This is a genomic window from Micromonospora sp. LOL_013 (assembly GCF_048060315.1).
Lineage (GTDB): Bacteria > Actinomycetota > Actinomycetes > Mycobacteriales > Micromonosporaceae > Micromonospora_E.
In genome coordinates, this window is sequence record NZ_JBHMIQ010000017.1 from 1 (window position 1) to 22,465 (window position 22,465).

The window sequence follows — 22,465 nt, forward strand, 5'->3', positions numbered from 1 at the left end:
GCGCCGATGGTACTGCACTCGTGAGGGTGTGGGAGAGTAGGTCACCGCCGGACATCTTTACAGTTGAGGGTCGCTCCCTGCGGGGAGCGGCCCTCAACTGTGTCTGCCCGCCGTACTTCGGTTGGGCGGCATCAGGGAGGATGGAGTCGTGAACCCAACTGGGCAGGATGGCGACCGACCTCGCCGCGCCGACGAACAACCCGGTCGTTCCGGCGGCTTCAGCCGCGGCTACCGCCGCAGCCGGGACGACCGTGGCGACCGGACGCCGCGCCGGGACGACCACGACACCGGACGGCGCGGTGGTGAGGGCGGTGCGGAGCGGTTTCGTTCCGACCGCCGGCAACCGTTCACCGGCGGTGCACGCCGAGGTGGTGCCACCGGCAATGACGGTGACCGCCGCCGAGGCGGTTGGGACCGTGACCGCCGACAGCCCGACGACCGCAGGGCCGGTGGTCGTGACCGTGGCTACGTGCGCCGTGACGAGTCCGGCGCAGGCCGAGAGCCGTCCGGGTTCCGTCGGCGCGACGACAGCGCATCACGGCCACACCGGGACCGACGCGGCGACTGGGAGCCGGCCCGCCGCCGTGACGACGACCGCCGGGGCGGCCGAGGGGAACCCGGTGGCGCTGCGGGGGACAGAAGCGGCGGTTTCCGCGGGGGGCGCAGGAGCTGGTCCGACGACGGCCGCCGCAGTGAACCCCGCGAGGACCGAGGCTTCCGCGGCGACCGCCGGACCACGGGTGGGGACGGTGGCGAGCGCCGGCCCGACCGTGGCGGATTTCCGACTGGGGGACCTCGCGCCCAGCGTGCTGACGGTGAGCGTCGGTTCGATGCCGGGCGGGGACGGGAGGACCGGCGCCTCGAGCAGCGGGGTGGTGACCGACGTACCGGGCACGGAGAAGATCGGCGCGACCGTTCCCACGGTGATCGCCGGTCGGGCAGCTTTCCGACCACCGGCCGACCGGCCGACCGGAGAAGCCCTCGGTCCGAGGATCGGCGCCCGCACTCCGGTGACGCCGCCCGGTCCCGTGCCGACGGCGCGCCGGGGCAGTTCCGCAGGCGTACGGACGGTCCGACCGACCGGCCCTTCCGACGGGCATCGTCGGACCGTTCTGCGGATGCCTCCGCCGCGCCGTACCGTCGGCGCGACGAGGACGGTGCCGACCGCGTGGCCGAACGTACGCCGCCGCCGGTGTTGTCCGACGATATCCTCGCCACCGACCTGCACACCGAGATCCGGGCCGAACTGCTCGGACTGGCCCGGCCGGTGGCCGACACGGTGGCCCGGCACCTCGTCGCCACCGGCCAGCTGCTCGACGAGGAGCCGGAGACGGCGCTCGCCCACGCCTTGGCGGCACGTCGGCTCGCCGCCCGCATCGCGGCGGTACGGGAAGCTGTCGGCCTGGCCGCGTACCGGGCCGGGCAGTGGCAGACCGCCGTCGCCGAACTCCGGACCTATCACCGGATGACCGGACGTCAGACGCACCTCGCCGTACTGGCCGACTGCGAACGCGCCCTCGGCCGGCCGGAGCGGGCGATCGACATCTACCGTGGCGCGGATCGCGCCGGCCTGGACCCCGCCGCCGCCATCGAGCTGTTGCTGGTCGCCGCAGGTGCGCGTGGCGACCTGGGGCAGCCGGCCGCAGCGGTGGCGATGCTGCAGGTCCGGGAGTTGACCGTGGAGTCCGCCGAGCCCTGGGTCTGCCGGCTCCGTTACGCGTACGCCGACGCGCTGCTCAGCGCTGGGCGTAAGGACGAGGCTCGGGAATGGTTCGCCCGGGCGGCCGAGGCCGACGAGGAGGCGGCAACTGACGCGACCGAGCGCCTTCTGAAAATCGACGGCGTGCTGCTGACCGAGGACGAGACGGACGACGAAATCGACGACGAGCCGACCGCCACGTCACACCCCGGCGGCTCACCTCACCGAAGCGCGGAAGAAGACCGGCCCCGATGACCCGAACCTACGACGCTACCGCTGTCCGCTGCGGGCTGTCCGCCGCATACGACCTGGTGATATTTGATCTCGACGGGGTGATCTACCTGATCGACCGGCCCATCCCCGGGGCGGTCGAGGCGGTGAATCGGCTGCGGCAGGCCGGCCTGCCGGTCGCGTACGCGACGAACAATGCCTCCCGGCGTTCGGCCGACGTCGCCAAGCTGCTCCGTGACATGGGGGTGCCGGCCACTGCCGACGAGGTGGTGACGTCGGCCGGTGCGACCGCCGCGCTGCTGGCACAGCAGTACGGTCCAGGTGTCAAGGCGCTGGTCGTGGGCGCGGACGCGCTGCGTGACGAGCTCACCGAGGCCGGGCTGGCGCTGGTCGCGTCGGCCGATGACAAGCCCGCGGTGGTGGTTCAGGGGTACGGCCCTGGGATTGGGTGGGCCGATCTGGCGGAGGCATCGGTGGCGATCCGGGGCGGAGCCGACTGGGTGGCGACGAACACCGACCGGACCCTGCCCAGTGCCCGGGGACCGCTGCCCGGTAACGGCTCGCTGGTCGCCGCGCTGCGCACGGCGCTGAACCGGGAGCCGGACCAGGTCGTCGGCAAACCGGAACCGGGTTTGTTCGTCAGTACCGCTCGACGTGCCGGTGCCGGTCGGCCGCTGGTGGTCGGTGACCGGCTGGATACCGACATCGAAGGGGCGAACCGCGCCGGCATGGCGAGTCTGCTCGTGCTGACCGGGATCAGCGACGCTCGGGAACTGCTGGCCGCCCCGCCGGCACGCCGGCCGACGTACTTGGCGGCGGACCTCGCCGGACTGTTCGCGACCGACGACGCCCGACCGATCGACGACGGGCCGACGGATGGTGCCGGGTGGCAGGTGCACCGCGACGGCTCGGCGGTGCTCGTCCTCGACGGCACCGGCGGTGACAGCGTGCAGGCGCTGCGGGTGCTCTGCCAGCACGCATGGCAGGGAGACCCGGTGACCGAGGTGCGATGTGAGTCCGCCGCAGCCGAGTCTGCGCTGCGTGTCCTGGCGCTGGCGTGACCCGACGTGCTGGGGTGGTTCGACGCCGGGCCGCAGCCTACGCTGACCGGGTACCGGGTCGCCGGGCGAGCCGGGCCGGCGGACGCGGACCTGGCCACGGAGCGGGTTGGCTCACAGCAGCTTCCGGAGCTTCAGCAGGTCGAACGGGCTGGCGCTGACCGACAGCCGTCGGGCCGCCAACGCGCGACCTACGTCGAGGTCGCCGCGGACCAGCGCGAGCAGGTCGTCACTGCCGATGTTCATGGCGATCTTGGCCTTCGGGTCGTCCCCGTCGGCGAGGTCGACGAGACGACCGTCGGTCAGCCGTCCGTGGAACGCGGCGCCGAGATCGGTGATCCGGCAGGCGAGCGTACGGTCCAGGTTGACTCGTTCGCGTACCTGGTCGGCGTTGCCCTCGAGCCGGGTGGCGAGCTCCCGCAGCGCCTGCCGACATTCGTCGACGCTGGCCACAATCGCACCTCCCGGGCTTCGCGGCGGATCGCGGTGCCCGGCCGGGCACCGCGACCGGTGGTCGCACCACCGGTGTTCAGCACAGGCACCGTACCGCACTGCGGCGTCGCGTCCCGGTAGCGTGTCAACCGAACATTCTCCGCGGTGAAGGAGTCGGACCATGCGTGACGCCTGGCGGGCGTACCTGGAACTGGCCCTCGGCGTGACCGAGGCGTCCCGGAAGAAGGCCGAGCAGACTGCGCGGTCGTTGGTCGGCAAGGGCGGGGCGACCGCCGCCCAGCTGCAGGCGGTGGCGGAGGACCTGCTGTCGGCCGGCACTGCGAACCGTGAGTCACTCACCCGGCTGGTGCGGGCGGAGGTGGACCGGGCGCTCGGCGCAGTGGGCCTGGTCAAGGCCGAGGAGGTCGTGGCGCTGCGGGACCGGATGGATCGGCTGGAGGCCGACATGGAGCGGACCCGGAGCCGGGCGGCCGCCGCCACGGCCGAGGCGGCGATTCCGCCGCCGGCCAAGAAAGCCGCGGCGAAGAACACGGTCGCGAAGAAGGCAGTGGCGAAGAAGGCCGTCGCCAAGAAGGCCCCGGCCAGCAAGACGGTGGGCCGCAGATCCGTCGACGGCTCGGTGGGTGGGCAGTGACCGGCCCGGTGCCGGGGCTCCCACCCGGTAACCAGGTCTCGCCGACCCCGCCCGGCGCGGCCGCCGCGTCGGGCACCGCGGCGGTGGACGGCGCAGTCGACGGTACGGACGTTTCCGCCGGCAGTACCGTTACCCGGACCGGGCACCCGGCGGTCGACGCGGCCATCGAGGCGGTCCGTAACGCCGCTGGTCTGCCGCCGGCCGACCAGATCGTTCAGTACGAAGCGGCGCACGGCACCCTGCAGGAAGCTCTCGCCACCATCGACCAGGCCTGACCGGCCGAGATCCTCCCCGGAGTCGCATGGCACGCCGTAACCGCCTCGATGTGGAGCTGGTCCGCCGCGGACTCGCGCGGTCCCGTGAACAGGCCGCCGAGTTGATCGCGGCCGGGCGGGTGGAAGTGCGCGGCGTCGCCGCCGCCAAGGCCGCCGCGATGGTCGATCCGGCGGAGGCAGTCCGGCTCCTCGGCGGGAACCCGGTGGACGGGTACGTCTCCCGGGGTGCGCACAAGCTGACCGGCGCCCTGGCCGGCACCGAAGTCGCGGTCGCCGGTCGGCGTTGCCTGGACGCCGGGGCCTCGACCGGCGGCTTCACCGACGTGCTGCTGCGGCGTGGCGCGGCCGAGGTGGTCGCGGTGGACGTCGGCTACGGACAGCTGGCCTGGTCGCTGCGGGGCGATCCACGGGTACGCGTCCACGAACGGACCAACGTCCGTACCCTCACTGCCGACCGGATCGACGGCCCGGTCGGGTTGACCGTGGCGGATCTGTCGTTCATCTCGCTGCGGCTGGTCCTTCCCTCGTTGGTCGCCTGCACCGAGCCGGACGGCGATCTGTTGCTGATGGTCAAGCCACAGTTCGAGGTCGGCCGGGAGCGGGTCGGTTCCGGTGGCGTGGTGCGCGATCCGCAGTTGCGCGCCGAGGCGGTGCTCGCTGTCGCGCAGGCCGGTGCCCAGCTTGGCTTCGGCGTGTCGGCGGTGGTCGCCAGTCCACTACCCGGCCCGCGGGGCAACGTCGAGTTCTTCGTCTGGTTCCGGGCCGACGCGCCGCCCGTCGACCCGCTCCGGGTGCGGGCTATCGTCGACGCCGGTCCGGCCACGGAAGAAGGTGGAGCGCGGTGAACGCGACAGTCCCGACCGGCGGGGCGCCGATGGCCCCCCGCGGTGCCAGAGCGGCGCTGCTGGTCACCCACACCGGTCGGCGGCGCAGCACTGACCATGCCCGGACCGTCGCCGCCGATCTGATCGAGGCGGGTTTCGAGGTACGGGTGGTCGCCGAGGAGGCCGACGATCTGGATCTGCCCGGGGTGCAGCCGGTCGGTGGTCCGGCGGCTGCCGACGGGGTGGAGATCGTGTTCGCGCTCGGCGGTGACGGTACCTTCCTGCGCGCCGCGGAGCTGGCCCGTCCGGCGAAGGCCCCGCTGCTCGGGATCAACCTCGGCAAGGTCGGGTTCCTTGCCGAGGCCGAGATCGGTGATCTGGACCGGGCGGTCCGGCAGGTGGTGGCCCGTGACTACACAGTGGATGAACGGTTGACCCTGGACGTGCGGGCCGAGCTGGAGTACGGCGTCACCATCGACTCGTGGGCGCTGAACGAGATCAGTGTCGAAAAGGGGCAGCGCGCCCAGATGCTGGAGCTGATGGTCGACGTGGACGGCCGACCGTTGTCGCGCTACGGCGCGGACGGGGTGGTCTGCGCTACGCCGACCGGATCGACCGCGTATGCGTTCTCGGCCGGCGGTCCGGTGGTGTGGCCCGAGGTCGAGGCGCTGCTGCTGGTGCCGATCAGCGCGCACGCGCTGTTCAGCCGGCCGCTGGTGACCGCGCCGAGTTCCACCTTCGTCATCACCGTCGACCCGTACACCACGTTCGCGGTGCTGTGCTGCGACGGCCGGCGGGTCTACGACCTGCCGCCCGGTGCGCGGGTGACGGTCCAACGGGGCGACCTGCCGGTGCGGGTAGTCCGGCTGCATCCGCGCCCGTTCAGTGACCGTCTGGTCGCCAAGTTCGATTTGCCGGTCAACGGTTGGCGGGGTAACCGGCGCTGACCGCCCCGGGTAGTCAACGTCGCGGCCCGCTACTACTGTCGGTGGCTGTGCTGGAAGAGCTGCGCATCACCGGGCTGGGCGTCATCGAGGACACCACGCTGCCGTTGACCGGCGGCATGAACGTGATCACCGGTGAAACCGGGGCAGGCAAGACGATGGTGGTGACCGGGCTAGGGCTGCTGCTCGGTGGCCGGGCCGACGCCGGGCGGGTTCGAGCGGATCCTGGCCGGGCGGTCGTCGAGGGCCGGCTGCGGCTGGTCGGTGCCAGTGGAGCCGTGGTGCGTGAGCGGGTCGCAGACGCCGGAGGCGAGCCTGACGAGGACGATGTTCTGCTGCTCAGCCGTACGGTGACCGCCGAAGGACGGTCCCGGGCGCACGTCGGCGGCCGCGGCATGCCGGTGTCGGTGCTGAGCGAGATCGGTGCCCAGGCCGTCGCCGTGCACGGGCAGTCCGACCAGTTGCGGCTGCTGCGCCCGGCTGAGCAGCGCGCGTCGCTGGACCGGTTCGCCGGGGCCGACCACGACAAGCTGCTCGCGGCCATGCGGGAGACGTACGGTCGGTGGCGCCAGGTCAGCGACGATCTGGCAGACCGGCGGCGCAACGCCCGCGAGCGCAACCAGGAGGCGGACCTGCTCCGGCTGGGTCTCGACGAGATTACCCGGGTCGATCCGCAGCCGGGCGAGGAAGCCGCGCTCAAGGCCGAGGCGCAACGGTTGGAGCACGCCGAAGGGCTGCGTACCGCCGCCCAGCTCGCCGCCCTCGCTCTCGCCGGCGGCACCGAACCGGCCGACGACACGCCGGACGCGACCGGTCTGCTCGGCACCGCCCGCCGGTCGCTGGAGGCACAGGCCGGCGTGGACCCGACGCTCGGTGAACTGGCGGCCCGGGTGACCGAGGCGGCGACGTTGGTCGGCGACGTGGCGGCGGAGCTGTCCGGGTACCTCGCCGCGCTGGACGCCGACCCACAGCGTCTGCAGGTGGTCTACGAGCGGCGGATGGCGCTGCGCGGGCTGACCCGCAAGTACGCCGACGACGTGGACGGGGTGATCAGCTGGGCGGAGCGGGCCCGGTCCCGGCTGGCCGAGTTGGACACCTCCGACGAGCTGCTGGACGAGCTGGACCGGGAACGTGCCCGGCTGGCCGACGAGGTGGCGGAGCTGGCGGCCCGGGTGTCGGCGGCCCGTCGGCAGGCGGCGGCGCGTTTCGCCGAGCTGGTGAGCGTGGAGCTGGCCGGGCTGGCCATGCCGCACGCCCGGATCGAGGTCGCGGTGCTCGTCCGGCCGGCGGGCCGGGGCGAACCGACGCTGACCGTCGACGGTGTCGACGCCGGCGTCGGCCCGGACGGTGCCGACGAGGTCGAGCTGCGGTTGCTGGCGCATCCGGGCGCGCCGCCACTGCCGTTGCAGCGGGGTGCCAGCGGCGGCGAGCTCTCCCGGGTGATGCTCGCCATCGAGGTGGTGTTCGCCGGAGCCGGCGGCCCGCCGACGTTGGTGTTCGACGAGGTCGACGCCGGAGTGGGTGGGCAGGCCGCGGTGGAGATCGGTCGTCGGCTTGCCCGGCTTGCCCGTAGCCATCAGGTGCTGGTGGTGACGCACCTGCCGCAGGTGGCGGCGTTCGCCGACCGGCATCTGGTGGTGGCGAAGGACACCGGGGGAGCGGTGACGACCAGCGGCGTGCGGGTGGTCGAGGACACCGACCGGGCGCGGGAACTCGCCCGGATGCTCGCCGGGCTACCCGACTCGGATCTGGGTATCGCGCACGCGGAGGAGCTGCTCGCGGTCGCCGCCCGCGATCGACGGGGTTGACCTGCCGGAGTCGGCCCGGTGTGTCTGACCTGCCGGCAATGGCACAGCGGGCATGTCGTGTCGGTGTTCACCGCCCAACATGCCAGGATGGTAGGGATGCGTCTACCCACCTTGCGCCGAGCTCGTAATCCCGAGCCCGGAACGATCTCCGGCACGGCTCGGCTCGACCGCCGGACGAAGCGTCTTGCCGGTCGGCTCCGGTCAGGTGACATCGCGGTCATTGACCACGTGGACCTGGATCGGGTCGCGGCCGACTCGTTGGTCGCCGTCGGCGTGGCTGCGGTCCTCAACGCCAAACCGTCGGTCTCCGGCCGGTACCCGAACCTCGGTCCGGAGGTGCTGATCCAGGCGGGTATCCCCCTGGTCGACGGCCTTGGTGAGGACGCGTTCGAGAAGATTCGCGAGGGCGACACGGTACGGGTCGACGGCGCCGAGGTCTTCGTCGGCGACGACCGGGTGGCGTCCGGGGTACGCCAGGACGCGGATTCGGTCGCCAAGGCGATGGCCGAGGCCAGGGAAGGACTCTCGGTCCAGTTGGAGGCGTTCGCCGCCAACACGATGGAGTACCTCAAACAGGAACGGGACCTGCTGCTGGACGGGGTCGGGGTACCGGACATAGAGACCAGGATCGCCCGCCGGCACTGCCTGATCGTGGTCCGGGGTTACGACTACAAGGCAGACCTGGACGTGCTGCGGCCGTACATCCGGGAGTTCAAGCCGGTGCTGATTGGTGTGGACGGGGGAGCGGACGCACTGGTCGAGGCCGGCTACACCCCCGACATGATTATCGGGGACATGGATTCGGTCACCGACGACGTGCTGCGCTGCGGCGCCGAGGTGGTCGTCCACGCCTACCGCGATGGCCGGGCGCCGGGCATGGACCGGGTCCGTGAACTCGGGGTGGAGGCGTTGACCTTCCCAGCGGCGGCGACCAGTGAGGATCTCGCCATGCTGCTCGCCGACGAGAAGGGCGCGTCGTTGATCGTCGCGGTCGGTACCCACGCCACGCTGGTCGAGTTCCTCGACAAGGGGCGGGGCGGGATGGCCTCCACCTTTCTGACCCGGTTGAAGGTCGGCGGTAAGCTGGTCGATGCCAAAGGGGTGAGCCGGCTGTACCGGCAGAGCATTTCCGGCTCGTCGTTGCTGCTGCTGGTGCTCTCCGCAATCGCCGCCATGGCGTCCGCCGTGGCGGTTTCCACGGTCGGTAAGGCCTATCTCGGGGTCGCATCCGAGTGGTGGGACAATTTCGTCTTCCAGGTGGGTCAGCTCTTCTAGCGCGGACGAAACTACTGGTCAGCGCAGACGGATCGGAGAAGGCGGCAAGTGTGATCAACTTCCGTTACCACGTGGTGTCGCTCACCGCGGTGTTCCTCGCCCTGGCGATCGGCCTCGTGGTCGGCACCGCTGCGCTGAACGGCCCGGTTGCCGATTCTCTGAGCGACAACGTGAATGCGCTCCGCAAGGACAACACGCAGTTGCGGGAGACCGTCAACTCGCTGCGCGAGGAGGTCAACCGTGAGGAGGACTTCGTCGCCGAGGCCGCGCCGATCCTGCTCGCCGACAAGCTCGCCGGTCGCCGGCTGCTGGTGGTCTGTCTGCCCAGCGGCCGGGACCATGCCGAAGGCGTGATGGCCGCGCTCGACCTCGCCGGAGCGACGTTGACCGGTCGGATCGACGTGCAGGACAAGTTCGTCAACCCGGACAACAGCGTGGAGTTGCTGGCGCTCGCTACGGCGGCGGCCCGGCCCACCATCCCCACCGCCGGACTGCCCGGTAACAGCGACGGGGTGGAGACCTCCAGCGCGCTGCTGGCCAGCGCGTTGGTCGACCGAGAGGAGCCGCCGGCAGTCGAACCGGCGGACCTGGCTGCGCTGCTCGACGCGTACGGCGACGCCGGCTACATCACCGTCGAACATGAGGTCACCGGACCTGCTGAGGCGGTCGTCGTGGTCAGTGGGCAGCCGTACGTCGACCGGGACGCCGCCAAGAAGGACGCCGCGGTGGTCACCATGGTGGTGCAGTTCGACCGGGTCAGCCAGGTCGTGGTGGCCGGGACCGGCTCCAGCGACGGGAACCTGATCTCCGCGGTCCGCAACGACCCTACGCTGACCCAGTCGATCTCGACCGTCGACAACGGCAACACGACCGCCGGCCAGTCGGTGACGGCGCTCGCCGTGGCCGAGCAGTTCACCCTCGATCAGGCCGGGCATTACGGGCTCGGCGCGGGTGCCACGTCGTTGATGCCGAAACGTCCTGAATAGCACCCTGTCGACGGAGTGAACCCCTGATGCCGAATCGTCACCCGCTGGGCCTGTTGCTGCTCGGTGCCGCCGGTGCCGTCGCCGCCCGCGTCGCACTGCGAACCGCCAAGCGGGTCGCACCAGGTAGCGGATTGGAGCGCACCAACTTCCGGGGCCGTTCGGTGAGCCTCGCCGGCGGCCCGGCGCTCGCTACGGCCGCGTCGACCGCCGCCGCGTTCGGGGCCGCGAGCCCGCCTGCCGCCGCAGCGGCGCTGGTCGCCGGTGCCGGTGCCGGAGCGGTCGGGCTCTACGACGACATCGTCGGCGCCCGACCGGAGCAGCGGGCGGACAAGGGCTTCGCCGGGCATCTCTCGGCGCTGCGGTCCGGCCGGGTGACCAGTGGGCTGGTCAAGATCGTGGGGGTCGGCGCCGCCGCCACCGCCGCGGCCGCGCTGCTCGCCGCGGACCGTCGGGACACCGCCCGCCGACCGGTCACCCGGGCGGCCGACATGCTGCTCGGCGCCGGCGTCATCGCCGGCACCGCCAACCTGGTCAATCTGTTGGACCTGCGTCCCGGGCGGGCGGCCAAGGCCGGGCTGCTGATCGCCGCCCCGTTGCTGGCCGGCCCGACGGCGGGCACCGCTGCGGGGACCAGCGGCGCGGTGCTCGGACTGCTCCGCGACGATCTCGACGAGCAGGTGATGCTCGGCGACTGCGGTGCCAACGCGCTGGGTGCCCTGCTCGGGGTAGCTGTCGCGCAGCGTACCGGGCCGGCCGGACGCGCGGCCGTGCTCGCCGTGCTCGCCGGGCTCACCGCAGCGAGCGAGCGGGTCAGCTTTACCCAGGTGATCGCGCGCACCCCCGGCCTGCGTGAGCTCGACGCCCTCGGCCGCCGGACACCCTGACCAGGACGCGGCAATGACCAACTCGGCGGTCGGCACCCGGGTCGCCGGTGCCGCGGCGCTGATCGCGGTGCTCACCGTGGCGAGCCGGCTGGCCGGGGTCGGCCGTACCGCCGTCTTCGCCTGGTCGGTGGGGCCGACCGCGCTGGGCGACATCTACCTCGCCGCCAACACGATCCCCAACATCATCTTCGAGATCGTCGCCGGGGGAGCGCTGGCCAGCCTCGTGGTGCCGCTGCTCGCCGGTGCGGTGGCCGCCGGCGACCGTAGCGGCGTGTCCGCGACCACGTCGGCGCTGCTCACCTGGACGCTGGCCCTGCTGATCCCGCTCGCGGTGCTGCTCGCGTTCGCGGCCGGGCCGATCGTGCGGCTGCTTGACGCCGACGCCGGTCCTGCGCAGATCGACGCCGGCACCCTGATGCTGCGGCTGTTCGCCCCGCAACTTCCCCTGTACGGGATCGCCGTGGTGCTCACCGGAGTGCTGCAGGCGCACCACCGGTTCGCCTGGCCGGTGATCGCCCCGCTGCTGTCCAGCGTCACGGTGATCGGCACCTACCTGACCTTCGCCGCCACCGAGGGACGGCTGGCCGACCTGCCCGGGGTGGGCGCGTCAGGCCAACTGCTGCTGGCCGCTGGTACCACCGGCGGAGTGGCCGTGCTGTCGCTGTGCCTGTTCGTGCCGCTGCGCCCGCTGGGTCTGCGGCTACGACCCGGCCTACGGTTCGTTGGCGCGGCCCGCGATGCGGTCGGCGGGCTGGCGGCGGCCGGCGCGGTCACTGTCGGCGCGCAGCAGCTCGCCATACTGGTCGCGGTCTGGCTCTGCTTCGCCGGTGGCGCGCCGCAGGGCAGCGTCGTGCTGTTCACGCTGGCCCAGACGGTGTTCCTGCTGCCCTGGTCGGTGCTCGCGGTGCCGTTGGCGACTGCGGCGTACCCGACCCTGGCCGCAGCCCACAGCCACGGGGACATCGCCGGGTACCGATCAAACCTCGGTCCGGCCGTACGCGGCGTGGTCCTGCTCTGCTGTCTCGGCGCGGCCGTCCTGGTCTCGGTCTGCCTTCCGGCTGCGGCCTTTCTGGTCCCGGCCGGGCAGGCCGGGACGCTGGCCGCCGGCATCGCCGGCTTCGCTCCGGGCCTGATCGGCTACGGCATCTTCGCGATCGGCTCCAGGGCGCTGTACGCGGCCGGCCGTCCGGCGCCTGCCGCCGCAGCGGTGGCCGGCGGCTGGAGCTGCGTGCTGGTCGCCGCGCCGGTGCTGTCGCTGGTGCTGCCGGACCGTGACCGGGTCCCCGCCTTGGCGCTGGCCAACGCGCTCGGCATGTTGGTGATGGGGCTGCTGCTGGTCGCGGCGCTCCGCCGGGTCGGCGGTGGCGCGGTGCTGACCGGGCTCGGCCGTGCGACGGCGACTGGTCTGGTAGCCAGTGCCGCCGCGGCGGCTGCGGGCGCCGGCGTGGCGTACCTGACCGGGCCGGGGCCGACCACCCCGACCGTGCCCGGCGTGCTGCTGCAGGGCATGCTGTCCGGGGCGACCGGGTTGGCGGTCTTTCTCGCGGTGGCCCTGCCTGCGGACCGCCACGATCTGCGGCCGATGGTTGTTGGTGCGGTGCGCCGGACCTGGCGGCTGGCGGCCGGCCGGCGACGGGACGGGAAGGGGACGGAGTCGCGGTGAGTGATCCGACGGACGACCGCTGGAGGGGGGCGGTCCTGCTGCTGATCGGCTCCAGCACGGGCGGTATCGGCCAGCACGTCGCATCCCTGAGCCGCGGCCTTGTGTCGGGCGGGGCGCGGGTGACCGTGTGCGGTCCGCTCGCTGTCGAACAGCAGTTCCGGTTCACCGCGTCCGGTGCCCGGTTCGTCCCGGTGGAGATCCCGGCCAACCCGACCCTGGCCGACGTCCGCGCGGTGACCGCGCTCCGCCGCGTCCTCGCCGACGGGGCCGACGTCGTGCACGCGCACGGACTACGCGCCGGATTCGTCGCGGCGCTCGCCCGACCGTCCGCGCCGATCGTGGTGACCTGGCACAACAGCATTCTCGCCGGTGGACTGCGGGGGCAGCTCGCGCGGCTGGTCGAGCGGCGGGTGGCGCGGGTCGCCCAGGTGACCCTCGGCGCCTCCGCCGACCTTGTCGAGCGGGCGTTGGAACTCGGCGCGTCCGATGCCCGGCTCGGCCCGGTGGCGGCGCCGGAGTTACCCGCGCCGAGGCGCAGCCGTGCCGCGGTTCGCGCGGAGTTCGGTGTCGGCGCCCATCGACCCCTGGTGCTCTCGGTCGGCCGGCTGCACCCGCAGAAGCGCTACGACCTGCTGGTCGACGCCGCCGCCGGGTGGCGCGAACTGACCCCACCGGCGCAGGTGGTGATCGCCGGAACCGGGCCCAGCTACCTGTCCCTGGCGGCGCAGATCTCGGCGGTACGGGCACCGGTCACCCTGCTCGGCCACCGTCATGACGTGGCCGACCTGCTACTCGGTGCCGACCTGGCGGTCGTCAGCAGCGACTGGGAGGCTCGACAGCTGTTCGCCCAGGAGGCGTTGCGGGCCGGCGTACCACTGGTGGCGACCGCGGTCGGCGGGTTGCCCGAACTGGTCGGAGACGCCTGCCGGTTGATTCCGCCCGGCGACCTGGCCGCACTGGACGGCGCTGTGCGCGAGCTGCTGAGCGACCATCAGCAGCGGGCCGACCTGGCCGATCGTGGACCCCGGCAGGCCGCCGGCTGGCCGACCGACGCGGACAGTCTCGACCTGGTCCGCGCCGTCTACCGGGAGTTGACCGACGGGCGGGGCGTCACCGGCGTGCGGAAGGTAGCCGGCGGTCAGTCGGTGTCGGGCCGCCGCAACGGGCCGACCGACCGCGACGAACGACCCGTGGACGGGATCGGCTGATGCGTCACCGGGTCGTGCCGCTGCTGCTGATGTCGGTGCTGCTGGCCGCTGGCGTGGCGGCACTGGCCGGCCGGCCGGCAGTGGGCACCTCCGGCCGCAGCGCCGACTACGTGGTGATCGTCGGAGTTCCGGGCCTGCGCTGGGACGACATCGACCGGCGGACGACGCCGACGCTGTGGCGGCTGGCGGAGCAGGGCTCGATCGCCTCACTTTCGGTGCGATCCGCGCAGCGCCCGACCTGTCCGGCCGACGGCTGGGTCACCCTCGGCGCCGGCAACTACGCGGCGTACGACGGCACCACCGGCGACGGCACCTGCCCGCCGGCGCAGATCGCCGTCGAGCAACCCGACGGCATCGGCGGCTACCTGACCTCGCAGCCCGCGACCGTACGCCTCAACCAGGAACGTCTCGCCTGGGGCGCGGTGCCCGGCGCGTTGGCCGAGTCGGTGCGGTGCACGGTGGCTGTCGGACCGGGTGCCGCGCTGACCGCCGCCCGGCCGTTCGGCCGGGTCGACCGCTACGAGCCGGAACTCCCGCAGGACCCGGCGGACCTGCTCGCCTCCTGCGTGCTGAGCGTGGTCGCCGCCGGAGTGGTCGCCGGTTCCGACCCGATCGAACGGGCCGCCGCCGCCCGGCAGGCCGACGCGACGCTGGCGCGGGTCCTGGCGGCCCGCCCGCAGCGTTCACTCGTGCTGGTCGCCGGGCTGGCCGACACCAGCGCACCGGCCCGGCTGCACGTCGCGATCGCCGACGGCCCCGGCTGGGACGCCGGCTGGATGACGTCGCCGACCACCGGCCGGGACGGCTACCTGCAGCTGGTGGACCTGGCGCCGACCGCGCTGCACGTGCTCGACCGGGACCAACCCGACGGGCTGTTCATCGGCCAGCCGGCGAGTTCGGTACCCGGCCGGCCGGAGGACCTCGCGACGGCGATCGCGTACCCGGCCGACGCCGACCGGGAGGCCCGCGCCCAGCGACGCGCCGCGGTCTGGTTCTTCGGCCTGCTCGCCGGGTTCCATACGGTCCTCGCCGTGGCCGTCGTACCGTTGCTGCGCCGGGTGCGACGCACCGCTGGGCGGCCCGGCCCGGATCCGGTCACCCGACGGGTCGACGCCGTCATGGAGGTGCTGCTGATCGCGGCCGCGCTCGTCATCCCGGCGGCGTTGCTGGCCGAGGTGGTGCCCTGGTGGCGCAGTGGCCAGCCCGGCCCTGCGTTGGCCGTGACCACGCTGCTGGCGGTCGCCGCCGCGACGGCGGCGGTCCGGTTCAGCCGTTCCTACCGGCACACGCTCGCCCCGATGACGCTGGTCGCCATGATCGCGGCGGCGGTCGTCGCCGCCGACGTGCTGACCGGGGCCCGGCTGCAGCTCAACGGCGTCACCGGGTACTCCGCCTCTGAAGGCGGTCGCTACGCCGGGCTCGGCACAGTGGGGCTGGGAGTGCTGATCGCCGGCACCCTGCTGGCCGCCGGTTGCCTGGCCCAGCGGGTCCGGCGTAGCTGGCGGGTGACGGTGGTGGTCACCATCGGTGGTGCAGCGGTGATCCTGGTCGGCAGCCCCTACCTGGGTGCCGACCCGGTAGGAGCGATCGCGTTGACCGCCGGGGTGGCGATCACGGCGGCGATCAGCACCGGTGGGTGGCTGAGCGTGCCCAAAGTGGCGTGGGCGACGATCGCGGGTCTGCTGGTGACCGCCGGCTTCGCACTGCTCGATCTGCAGCGGCCGGAGACCGAACGGGGCAGCCTGGGACGGTTCTTCACCGCACTGGCCGACGGCACCGGCGGTCTGACCCTGCACCGTTCCTCGGCGGCCAACATGTCGGCCCTGTTGAGCAGCCCGTTGACGGTACTGGCGCTGGTCGCCGCAGTACTCGTGTGGTTCGCCCTGCTGCAGCCGTGGGGCGGGCTGAAACGGCTGTTCGGCATCTACCCGGCGGTGCGGGCGGCGATGGCTGGCATCGCTGTGTCGTCGGTGATCGGCGGCGGACTCGCGGGTTCGGCGCTGGACGTGGCTGGTGCGGCGGCGGCGGTGACCGTGCCGCTGGCCGCGCTGGTGGCGTTGCGGGTGCTCGGGCACTCGGCGGACCGGACCAGACCGTCGACCGGCCCGCCGGGCTCGGCCGAGCAGACCACGGCGAAGGCACCCGACGAGGTCAGCGAGTCCGCTGTTTCGGCAGGTGTTACCGTGGAGTCCCGTGGATCGCGCCAGCAGCTTCATCAGTGACGCGCCGGTCTGCATGACCAGTCAGACGACCCACGGGAGCACGCCTTGGCCCCTTCGACACAGACGGTACGGCACATTTTCGTCACCGGGGGCGTCGCGTCCTCACTCGGCAAGGGGTTGACCGCATCCAGCCTGGGTAACCTGCTCAACGCCCGCGGACTCCGGGTGGTGATGCAGAAGCTCGACCCGTACCTCAACGTCGACCCCGGCACGATGAACCCCTTCCAGCACGGTGAGGTGTTCGTCACCGACGACGGCGCCGAGACCGATCTCGACGTGGGGCACTACGAGCGGTTCCTCGACCGTGACCTGTCCTGCAAGGCCAACGTGACCACCGGTCAGATCTACTCCGAGGTCATCGCCAAGGAACGCCGGGGCGAGTACCTCGGCGACACGGTGCAGGTGATCCCGCACATCACCAACGAGATCAAGGCCAGGATCCGGGCGATGGGGGAGCCCGACGAGCACGGGCTGATCCCGGACGTGGTGATCACCGAGGTAGGCGGCACCGTCGGAGACATCGAGTCGTTGCCGTTCCTGGAGGCGATCCGCCAGGTCCGCCACGATGTCGGCCGGGACCGCTGCTTCTACCTGCACGTGTCGCTGGTTCCCTATCTGGTGCCGTCCGGCGAGCTCAAGACCAAGCCGACGCAGCACTCGGTCGCCGCGCTGCGCAGCATCGGTATCCAGCCGGACGCGATTGTGTGCCGCTCCGACCGGGAGATCCCGGACAAGTTGAAGCACAAGCTGTCGCTCTACTGTGACGTGGACCGGGAGGCGGTCATCGCCGCCCCCGACGCGCCGAGCATCTACGACATTCCGAAGGTGCTGCACCGGGAGGGCCTCGACGCCTACGTGGTGCGCCGGCTGAGCCTGTCCTTCCGGGACGTGGACTGGACCAGTTGGGACGACCTGCTGGAGCGGGTGCACCATCCGCGACACACCGTGACCGTGGCGCTGGTCGGCAAGTACGTCGACCTGCCGGACGCGTACCTCTCGGTGACCGAGGCGATCCGGGCGGCGGGTTTCGGGCACCGTGCGCGGGTGCAGATCCGGTGGGTGCCCAGCGACGAGTGTGTCAGCCCGAACGGTGCCGCCGCCGCGCTCAGCGGGGTCGACGGGATCGTGATTCCGGGCGGGTTCGGGGTGCGGGGCATCGAGGGCAAGATCGGCGCGGCCCGGTACGGGCGAGAGAACGGTGTCCCGGTGCTCGGGCTCTGCCTCGGTTTGCAGTGCATGACGATCGAGGTGGCCCGCAACGGCGCCGGTCTGGCCGGTGCCAACTCCGCCGAGTTCGACGAGGAGGTCGAACACCCGATCATCGCGACCATGGCCGACCAAGAGCAGATCGTCGCCGGCAAGGGGGACATGGGCGGCACGATGCGGCTGGGCGGGTACCGGGCGTTGCTGGCCGAGGGCTCGATCGTCGCGCAGGCGTACGGGGCGACCGAGGTCAATGAGCGGCACCGGCACCGCTACGAGGTGAACAACGCGTACCGGGAGGTGTTGGAGAAAGCCGGGTTGCGGATCTCGGGCACCTCGCCGGACGGCCGGCTGGTTGAGTTCGTCGAGCTGGACCGGGCTGAGCACCCGTTCTTCGTGGCCACCCAGGCCCATCCGGAGCTGAAGAGCCGCCCGACCCGGCCGCATCCGTTGTTCCACGCCTTCGTCGGTGCCGTGATCACCTATTCGGAGGCCGACCAGTTGCCGGTGGATCTGGTGCCGGCCCCCGGAGGCCGGGCCTGATGCGGGAGCATGAGCCGGACGCCGAAGACGGCTCGGGTGGTCACGTCTACCAGGTGTTGTCGCGGATCGACCGGTTCTCCGGCCCGGTCTTCTCGGTGGTCAGTGACGAGGTGACGATGCCAGGCGGCGGTGTGGCCAGGCGCGACTACGTACGGCACGTCGGCGCGGTCGCAGTGGTCGCGCTCGACGAGGCCGGACGAGTGGTGCTGATCCGTCAGTACCGCCACCCGGTGGGCCGGCAACTGTGGGAGCTACCCGCCGGCCTGATCGACGTCGCCGGGGAGGAACTGCCCGCCACCGCCCACCGGGAGCTCGTCGAGGAGGCCGACCTGACCGCCGGTCGACTCGACCTGCTCGTCGATGTGCACCCGTCGCCGGGATTCTCGGACGAGACGGTCCGGATCTTCCTCGCCCGGGACCTTACCCCGGTGCCGGAGCAGGACCGGCACCACCGCCACGACGAGGAGGCCGAGCTGCAGATCCGCCTCGTCGACCTCGACGAGGCGGTCCGGATGGTGCTGGCCGGCGAGATCACCAACGGTCCGGCGGTGGCCGGTCTGCTGGCTGCCGCCTGCGCCCGGCAGACAGGGTGGGCGGCGCTGCGCGCCGCCACCGAACCTGCCTCGCGCCCGCCCGGCGGCGCGGCGCGCTGACCCGGTGTACGCCGAACGGCGGCCGGGGCGGATGTCGCCCGACCGCCGTTCGGCTTGTCGCAATCTCCGCTCGGCGACCGGCCGGATCCGCCGGGGTCGCCGAGCAATCGGGTGGTCAGTCGCGCAGCGGCCGCCCCTGGGCGTCGGTGCCGCCGTTGACCAGGACGAGAATCCCGTCGATCAGGCCCCAGAGCGAACCGAGGCCACAGGTGACGACGCTGACGACCAGCTGGAGTACGGCGATCTTGGTATGGCCTGTGTAGAACCGGCCGACGCCGAAGCCGCCCAGCAGGATGCCGAGGACCCCGGCGATGATCTTGCTTTTGTCGGAGACGCCACCGGCGCCAGGATGCTGAGGAAAGGTCATGAAGCGGCAATGTAGTGACCTTGGTCCAGGTCGTCGCAGCGAAAGTCCGGATGCTGGGAAAACCCGTGAACGGGTGCTACCTGGTGGTCTCGGACCTTCGCTCTGTGTAGCCAGCTGGCCGGTGGCTGCGTGGGATGACACACCGTCAAGCCGCGCCGCCATCGACTGTCAACGTGCGGACTGTCGGACCCGTCGACCGGATCTAGACTTCGCCGGGAGACAAGTTCGGGCAGCGTGGCCCGCGGAAAGGTGACGGCGACGTGAAGGTTGGCATTCCCCGCGAGGTCAAGAACCACGAGTACCGGGTGGCGATCACCCCGGCCGGGGTGCACGAGTTCACCCGGGCCGGTCACCAGGTGACGGTGGAGACTGGCGCCGGCGTCGGGTCCTCCATCACCGACGACGAGTTCGCCGCCGCCGGGGCGAGTATCGCCCCGAGCGCCGACGATGTCTGGGCAAGCGCCGACCTGGTACTCAAGGTGAAGGAGCCGGTCGCCGAGGAACACCACCGGATGCGTTCCGGCCAGGTGCTCTTCACCTACCTGCACCTTGCGGCGTCGCGGGAGTGCACCGACGCCCTGCTGCGGCAGCGGGTCACCGGAATCGCGTACGAGACGGTGGAAAACGCCGACCGGTCCCTCCCGCTGCTCGCACCGATGTCCGAGGTCGCCGGTCGGCTGGCCGCGCAGGTCGGCGCGTACCACCTGATGCGTCCCGGCGGCGGGCGCGGCGTGCTGATGGGCGGGGTCCCCGGCGTCTACCCGGCGAAGGTGGTGGTCATCGGGGCCGGGGTGTCCGGGATGAACGCGGCGGCGATCGCGGCCGGGATGCATGCCGACGTCCTGCTGCTCGACCGGGAGATCAGCAAGCTGCGTCAGGCGGACGCGATCCACCAGGGGCGGATGAAGACGGTCGCGTCGAACACCTACGAGGTCGAACGGGCGGTGATCGACGCGGACCTGGTGATCGGCGCGGTCCTGGTGCCCGGGGCGAAGGCACCCAGGATCGTCACCAACGAACTGGTGTCCCGGATGAAGCCCGGCAGTGTGCTCGTCGACATCTCGATCGACCAGGGTGGCTGTTTCGAGGACTCCCGGCCCACCACCCACGCCGAACCCGTCTACCCGGTCCACGACTCGGTCTTCTACTGCGTGGCGAACATGCCGGGCGCCGTCCCGCACACCAGCACCTACGCGTTGACCAACGTCACCCTGCCGTACGCCCTCGAACTCGCCAACCGGGGCTGGCGCGACGCGCTGCGCCACGATCGGGCTCTCGCCGCCGGTCTGAACACCCACGACGGCGAGATCACCTCCGGCCCGGTGGCCGAGGCACACGGCCTGAGCAGCCGGTCGTTGGCCGAGGTGCTGGGCTGACCGGCGACGCGCCGCCACCGACGGTGCCGCCGGCCCCCGCGCTGCGGCACGCGGTCCGCAGCTACCTGGATCACCTGACCGTCGAACGCGGGCTGTCCCAGCACACCCTCCGGTCGTACCGGCGCGACCTGGACCGATACCTCGGCACCCTGGCGAACCTGGGGATCGACGAGCTGGCCAAGGTGGGGTCGGCGCAGATCACCGGGCACCTCGCCGCGATGCGGTCCGGCGCAGATGGGCAGCCGCCGCTGTCGGCCGCGTCCACCGCCCGGGCCGCCAGCGCCATCCGCGGGCTGCACCGGTTCGCCGTCCGGGAGGGACACGCCGACTCCGACGCCGGCCGCGATGTCCGTCCCGCCGTCCCGCCGCGTCGGCTGCCCCGGGCGCTCGACCTCGACCAGATCGAACGGCTGCTGGCCGCCGCCGGGGCCGTGGACGGTCCGGTGCCGCCGTTGGCCGTACGCGACCGGGCACTGCTGGAGTTCCTCTACGGCACCGGGGCGCGGATCTCCGAGGCGGTCGGTGCCGCCGTCGACGACCTCGACCTGGCCACCGGGGCGGTCCTGCTCCGCGGCAAGGGCGGCCGGCAGCGGGTGGTCCCGGTCGGTGGGTACGCGGCCGACGCGCTGCGGGCGTACCTGACCCGGGTGCGGCCGGCCCTCGCGGCGGCGGGCCGGGGCAGCCCGGCCGTCTTCCTCAACGCGCGGGGCGGGCAGCTGTCCCGGCAGAGCGCGTGGACGGTGCTGCGGCGCGCCGCAGCACGCGCCGGGCTGCCGGTGAGCGGGGCGCATCCGGTTTCCCCGCACACCCTGCGGCACTCGTACGCCACCCATCTGCTCGACGGCGGCGCGGACGTACGGGTGGTCCAGGAACTGCTCGGGCACGCGTCGGTGACCACCACCCAGGTCTACACTCTGGTGACCGTCGACCGGCTCCGCGAAATCTACGCCACCTCCCATCCGCGGGCCCGTCATTGACCCGCTCCGCGTGCCTACGGTTGATCCGTGGGCGGGTGCGGGTGAGGCCGCCGGGCGTACCCGGGCAAGCCGGGTCGACACGCCGGACCGGTGTCCGCCGCACCCCAGCCGGGTGGCGTACAGTCGGGCAACGGCGCGGCTTTCGTACGGCGGCAGGCGAAGGCCCCGCAGCGGCGACGCCGCTGCAGACGCCGGTCGGCTCCGGCGCCGAGCAGTCGTCGGGAGGGGGCGCACAGGACATGGCGGGCAACGGTGACCGTGCCGAGGCGTGGACCTCGACGCTCCGCGAACAACAGGCGGGGCTCGATCTGAGCGCGGAGCTCGGTCCCGCCGATCCGACCGCCTACACCATGCGCAAGCCGATCCCCGAGCCGATGCCGACCGACCGGCACGGCCCGGCGCGGATCATCGCGATGGCCAACCAGAAGGGCGGCGTCGGCAAGACCACCACGACGATCAACCTCGGTGCCGCGTTGGCCGAGTACGGACGCCGGGTGCTGCTGGTCGACTTCGACCCGCAGGGCGCGTTGTCGGTCGGGCTCGGGGTCAACCCGCACAACCTTGATCTGTCGGTCTACAACCTGCTGATGCAGGACGACGTCACCGCCGAGGACGTGCTGATCAAGACCGACGTCGCCGGTCTGCACCTGCTGCCGGCCAACATCGATTTGTCGGCCGCGGAGATCCAGCTGGTCAACGAGGTCGCCCGGGAGATGGCCCTGGCCCGGGTGCTCAAGTCGATCCGCAAGGAGTACGACTTCGTTCTGATCGACTGCCAGCCCTCGCTCGGTCTGCTGGCGATCAACGCGCTCACCGTGGCGCACGGTGTGCTGATCCCCCTGGAGTGTGAGTTCTTCAGCCTGCGCGGGGTGGCGCTGCTGCTGGACACCATCGACAAGGTCCGCGAGCGGCTCAACTTCGACCTGGAGCTGGAAGGCATCCTCGCCACGATGTACGACAGCCGCACCACCCACTGCCGGCAGGTGCTGCAGCGGGTGGTCGAGGCGTTCGGCGACAAGGTCTACCAGACGGTCATCACCAAGACGGTGAAGTTCCCCGAGTCGACGGTGGCCGGCGCGCCGATCACCAGCCTTGACCCGGCCTCGTCTGGGGCCCGCAACTACCGGCAGCTGGCCCGTGAGGTCATCGCGCACCAGGCGGAGCGCTAACCTGCGGTGCAGC

The 22,465-nt window shown here is 72.2% G+C and carries 19 protein-coding genes and 2 pseudogenes; 18 read left to right on the plus strand and 3 right to left on the minus strand.

All coding sequences use genetic code 11. The features are described from left to right. Window positions 1-535: 535 nt before the first annotated feature. Entirely contained in the window at window positions 536-922 is a 387-nt protein-coding gene (locus ACFHWS_RS13140) for a hypothetical protein (RefSeq protein WP_416555031.1), read from the minus strand. 357 nt (window positions 923-1,279) lie between these two features. Between ACFHWS_RS13140 and ACFHWS_RS13145 the strand changes: the two are divergent. Together ACFHWS_RS13145 and ACFHWS_RS13150 are read left to right on the plus strand one after the other, a co-directional pair. Further along, a pseudogene (locus ACFHWS_RS13145) lies at window positions 1,280-1,921 on the plus strand (Replicase polyprotein 1ab); the annotation flags it as partial. A 29-nt stretch (window positions 1,922-1,950) separates the two neighbouring features. Next, window positions 1,951-2,991, plus strand: coding sequence for an HAD-IIA family hydrolase (locus tag ACFHWS_RS13150; protein WP_416555033.1), 1,041 nt, complete (start codon window positions 1,951-1,953; stop codon window positions 2,989-2,991). Window positions 2,992-3,102: 111 nt separating this feature from the next. Here the strand turns inward: ACFHWS_RS13150 and ACFHWS_RS13155 are convergent, their stop codons facing one another. Then, window positions 3,103-3,441, minus strand: coding sequence for an SCP2 sterol-binding domain-containing protein (locus ACFHWS_RS13155; protein ID WP_278168800.1), 339 nt, complete (start codon window positions 3,439-3,441; stop codon window positions 3,103-3,105). Between the two features lie 160 nt (window positions 3,442-3,601). On the opposite strand from ACFHWS_RS13155, the gene ACFHWS_RS13160 reads away from it, so the two are divergent. From ACFHWS_RS13160 to ACFHWS_RS13220, 13 genes and pseudogenes are all read left to right on the plus strand, one after another. After that, complete coding sequence (locus tag ACFHWS_RS13160) at window positions 3,602-4,075, plus strand: phasin family protein (protein ID WP_416555035.1); 474 nt, start codon at window positions 3,602-3,604, stop codon at window positions 4,073-4,075. Next, the gene (locus tag ACFHWS_RS13165) at window positions 4,072-4,350 is read left to right on the plus strand and encodes a hypothetical protein (protein WP_416568273.1); all 279 of its coding nucleotides are present in this window, start codon (window positions 4,072-4,074) and stop codon (window positions 4,348-4,350) included. Before ACFHWS_RS13160 ends, ACFHWS_RS13165 begins: the two co-directional genes overlap by 4 nt. A 26-nt stretch (window positions 4,351-4,376) precedes the next feature. Continuing rightward, window positions 4,377-5,195 carry a TlyA family RNA methyltransferase gene (locus ACFHWS_RS13170; RefSeq protein ID WP_416568274.1) on the plus strand — a complete coding sequence of 273 codons (819 nt, stop codon included), beginning with the start codon at window positions 4,377-4,379 and terminating at the stop codon, window positions 5,193-5,195. Between the two features lie 29 nt (window positions 5,196-5,224). Further along, window positions 5,225-6,121 carry an NAD kinase gene (locus tag ACFHWS_RS13175; RefSeq protein WP_278174477.1) on the plus strand — a complete coding sequence of 299 codons (897 nt, stop codon included), beginning with the start codon at window positions 5,225-5,227 and terminating at the stop codon, window positions 6,119-6,121. Between the two features lie 47 nt (window positions 6,122-6,168). Then, window positions 6,169-7,926, plus strand: coding sequence for a DNA repair protein RecN (recN, locus tag ACFHWS_RS13180; protein WP_416555210.1), 1,758 nt, complete (start codon window positions 6,169-6,171; stop codon window positions 7,924-7,926). Between the two features lie 96 nt (window positions 7,927-8,022). Then, entirely contained in the window at window positions 8,023-9,201 is a 1,179-nt protein-coding gene (steA, locus tag ACFHWS_RS13185) for a putative cytokinetic ring protein SteA (RefSeq protein ID WP_416555041.1), read from the plus strand. Window positions 9,202-9,251: 50 nt separating this feature from the next. Continuing rightward, the gene (locus ACFHWS_RS13190; protein WP_416555043.1) at window positions 9,252-10,187 is read left to right on the plus strand and encodes a copper transporter; all 936 of its coding nucleotides are present in this window, start codon (window positions 9,252-9,254) and stop codon (window positions 10,185-10,187) included. 26 nt (window positions 10,188-10,213) lie between these two features. Beyond that, window positions 10,214-11,071 carry a hypothetical protein gene (locus tag ACFHWS_RS13195; RefSeq protein WP_416555045.1) on the plus strand — a complete coding sequence of 286 codons (858 nt, stop codon included), beginning with the start codon at window positions 10,214-10,216 and terminating at the stop codon, window positions 11,069-11,071. 13 nt (window positions 11,072-11,084) lie between these two features. Continuing rightward, on the plus strand, window positions 11,085-12,734 hold the full coding sequence (gene murJ / locus ACFHWS_RS13200; protein ID WP_416555047.1) for a murein biosynthesis integral membrane protein MurJ: 1,650 nt from the start codon (window positions 11,085-11,087) through the stop codon (window positions 12,732-12,734). Further along, window positions 12,731-13,942, plus strand: a complete 1,212-nt coding sequence (locus ACFHWS_RS13205; protein WP_416555049.1) for a glycosyltransferase family 4 protein — start codon at window positions 12,731-12,733, stop codon at window positions 13,940-13,942. Before murJ ends, ACFHWS_RS13205 begins: the two co-directional genes overlap by 4 nt. Then, a pseudogene (locus ACFHWS_RS13210) lies at window positions 13,942-16,059 on the plus strand (hypothetical protein); the annotation flags it as partial. The gene ACFHWS_RS13205 and the pseudogene ACFHWS_RS13210, both read left to right, overlap by 1 nt. A gap of 150 nt (window positions 16,060-16,209) precedes the next feature. After that, window positions 16,210-17,910: a CTP synthase gene (locus ACFHWS_RS13215; protein ID WP_416568275.1), complete on the plus strand. Its 1,701-nt coding sequence runs from the start codon at window positions 16,210-16,212 to the stop codon at window positions 17,908-17,910. Beyond that, entirely contained in the window at window positions 17,910-18,563 is a 654-nt protein-coding gene (locus tag ACFHWS_RS13220; RefSeq protein WP_416555053.1) for an NUDIX domain-containing protein, read from the plus strand. The genes ACFHWS_RS13215 and ACFHWS_RS13220 overlap by 1 nt, the downstream gene beginning before the upstream one ends. A gap of 115 nt (window positions 18,564-18,678) precedes the next feature. On the opposite strand, the gene ACFHWS_RS13225 is transcribed toward ACFHWS_RS13220, so the two are convergent. After that, window positions 18,679-18,969: a TM2 domain-containing protein gene (locus ACFHWS_RS13225; protein WP_416555212.1), complete on the minus strand. Its 291-nt coding sequence runs from the start codon at window positions 18,967-18,969 to the stop codon at window positions 18,679-18,681. Between the two features lie 221 nt (window positions 18,970-19,190). On the opposite strand from ACFHWS_RS13225, the gene ald reads away from it, so the two are divergent. The 3 genes from ald (at window position 19,191) to ACFHWS_RS13240 (ending at window position 22,452) form a co-directional block, all read left to right on the plus strand. Beyond that, window positions 19,191-20,306, plus strand: a complete 1,116-nt coding sequence (gene ald / locus ACFHWS_RS13230; RefSeq protein ID WP_416555055.1) for an alanine dehydrogenase — start codon at window positions 19,191-19,193, stop codon at window positions 20,304-20,306. Further along, window positions 20,303-21,283: a site-specific tyrosine recombinase XerD gene (locus ACFHWS_RS13235; protein ID WP_416568301.1), complete on the plus strand. Its 981-nt coding sequence runs from the start codon at window positions 20,303-20,305 to the stop codon at window positions 21,281-21,283. The genes ald and ACFHWS_RS13235 overlap by 4 nt, the downstream gene beginning before the upstream one ends. A 239-nt stretch (window positions 21,284-21,522) precedes the next feature. Next, complete coding sequence (locus ACFHWS_RS13240; RefSeq protein ID WP_416555057.1) at window positions 21,523-22,452, plus strand: ParA family protein; 930 nt, start codon at window positions 21,523-21,525, stop codon at window positions 22,450-22,452. Window positions 22,453-22,465: the final 13 nt, after the last annotated feature.

Bases quoted from the DNA above. Each gene is read 5' to 3' on its own strand.
- ACFHWS_RS13150 (WP_416555033.1), top strand. From the start codon at position 1,951: ATGACCCGAACCTACGACGCTACCGCTGTCCGCTGCGGGCTGTCCGCC.
- ACFHWS_RS13160 (WP_416555035.1), top strand. From the start codon at position 3,602: ATGCGTGACGCCTGGCGGGCGTACCTGGAACTGGCCCTCGGCGTGACC.
- ACFHWS_RS13170 (WP_416568274.1), top strand. From the start codon at position 4,377: ATGGCACGCCGTAACCGCCTCGATGTGGAGCTGGTCCGCCGCGGACTC.
- ACFHWS_RS13175 (WP_278174477.1), top strand. From the start codon at position 5,225: ATGGCCCCCCGCGGTGCCAGAGCGGCGCTGCTGGTCACCCACACCGGT.
- steA (WP_416555041.1), top strand. From the start codon at position 8,023: ATGCGTCTACCCACCTTGCGCCGAGCTCGTAATCCCGAGCCCGGAACG.
- ACFHWS_RS13195 (WP_416555045.1), top strand. From the start codon at position 10,214: ATGCCGAATCGTCACCCGCTGGGCCTGTTGCTGCTCGGTGCCGCCGGT.
- murJ (WP_416555047.1), top strand. From the start codon at position 11,085: ATGACCAACTCGGCGGTCGGCACCCGGGTCGCCGGTGCCGCGGCGCTG.
- ACFHWS_RS13220 (WP_416555053.1), top strand. From the start codon at position 17,910: ATGCGGGAGCATGAGCCGGACGCCGAAGACGGCTCGGGTGGTCACGTC.
- ACFHWS_RS13240 (WP_416555057.1), top strand. From the start codon at position 21,523: ATGGCGGGCAACGGTGACCGTGCCGAGGCGTGGACCTCGACGCTCCGC.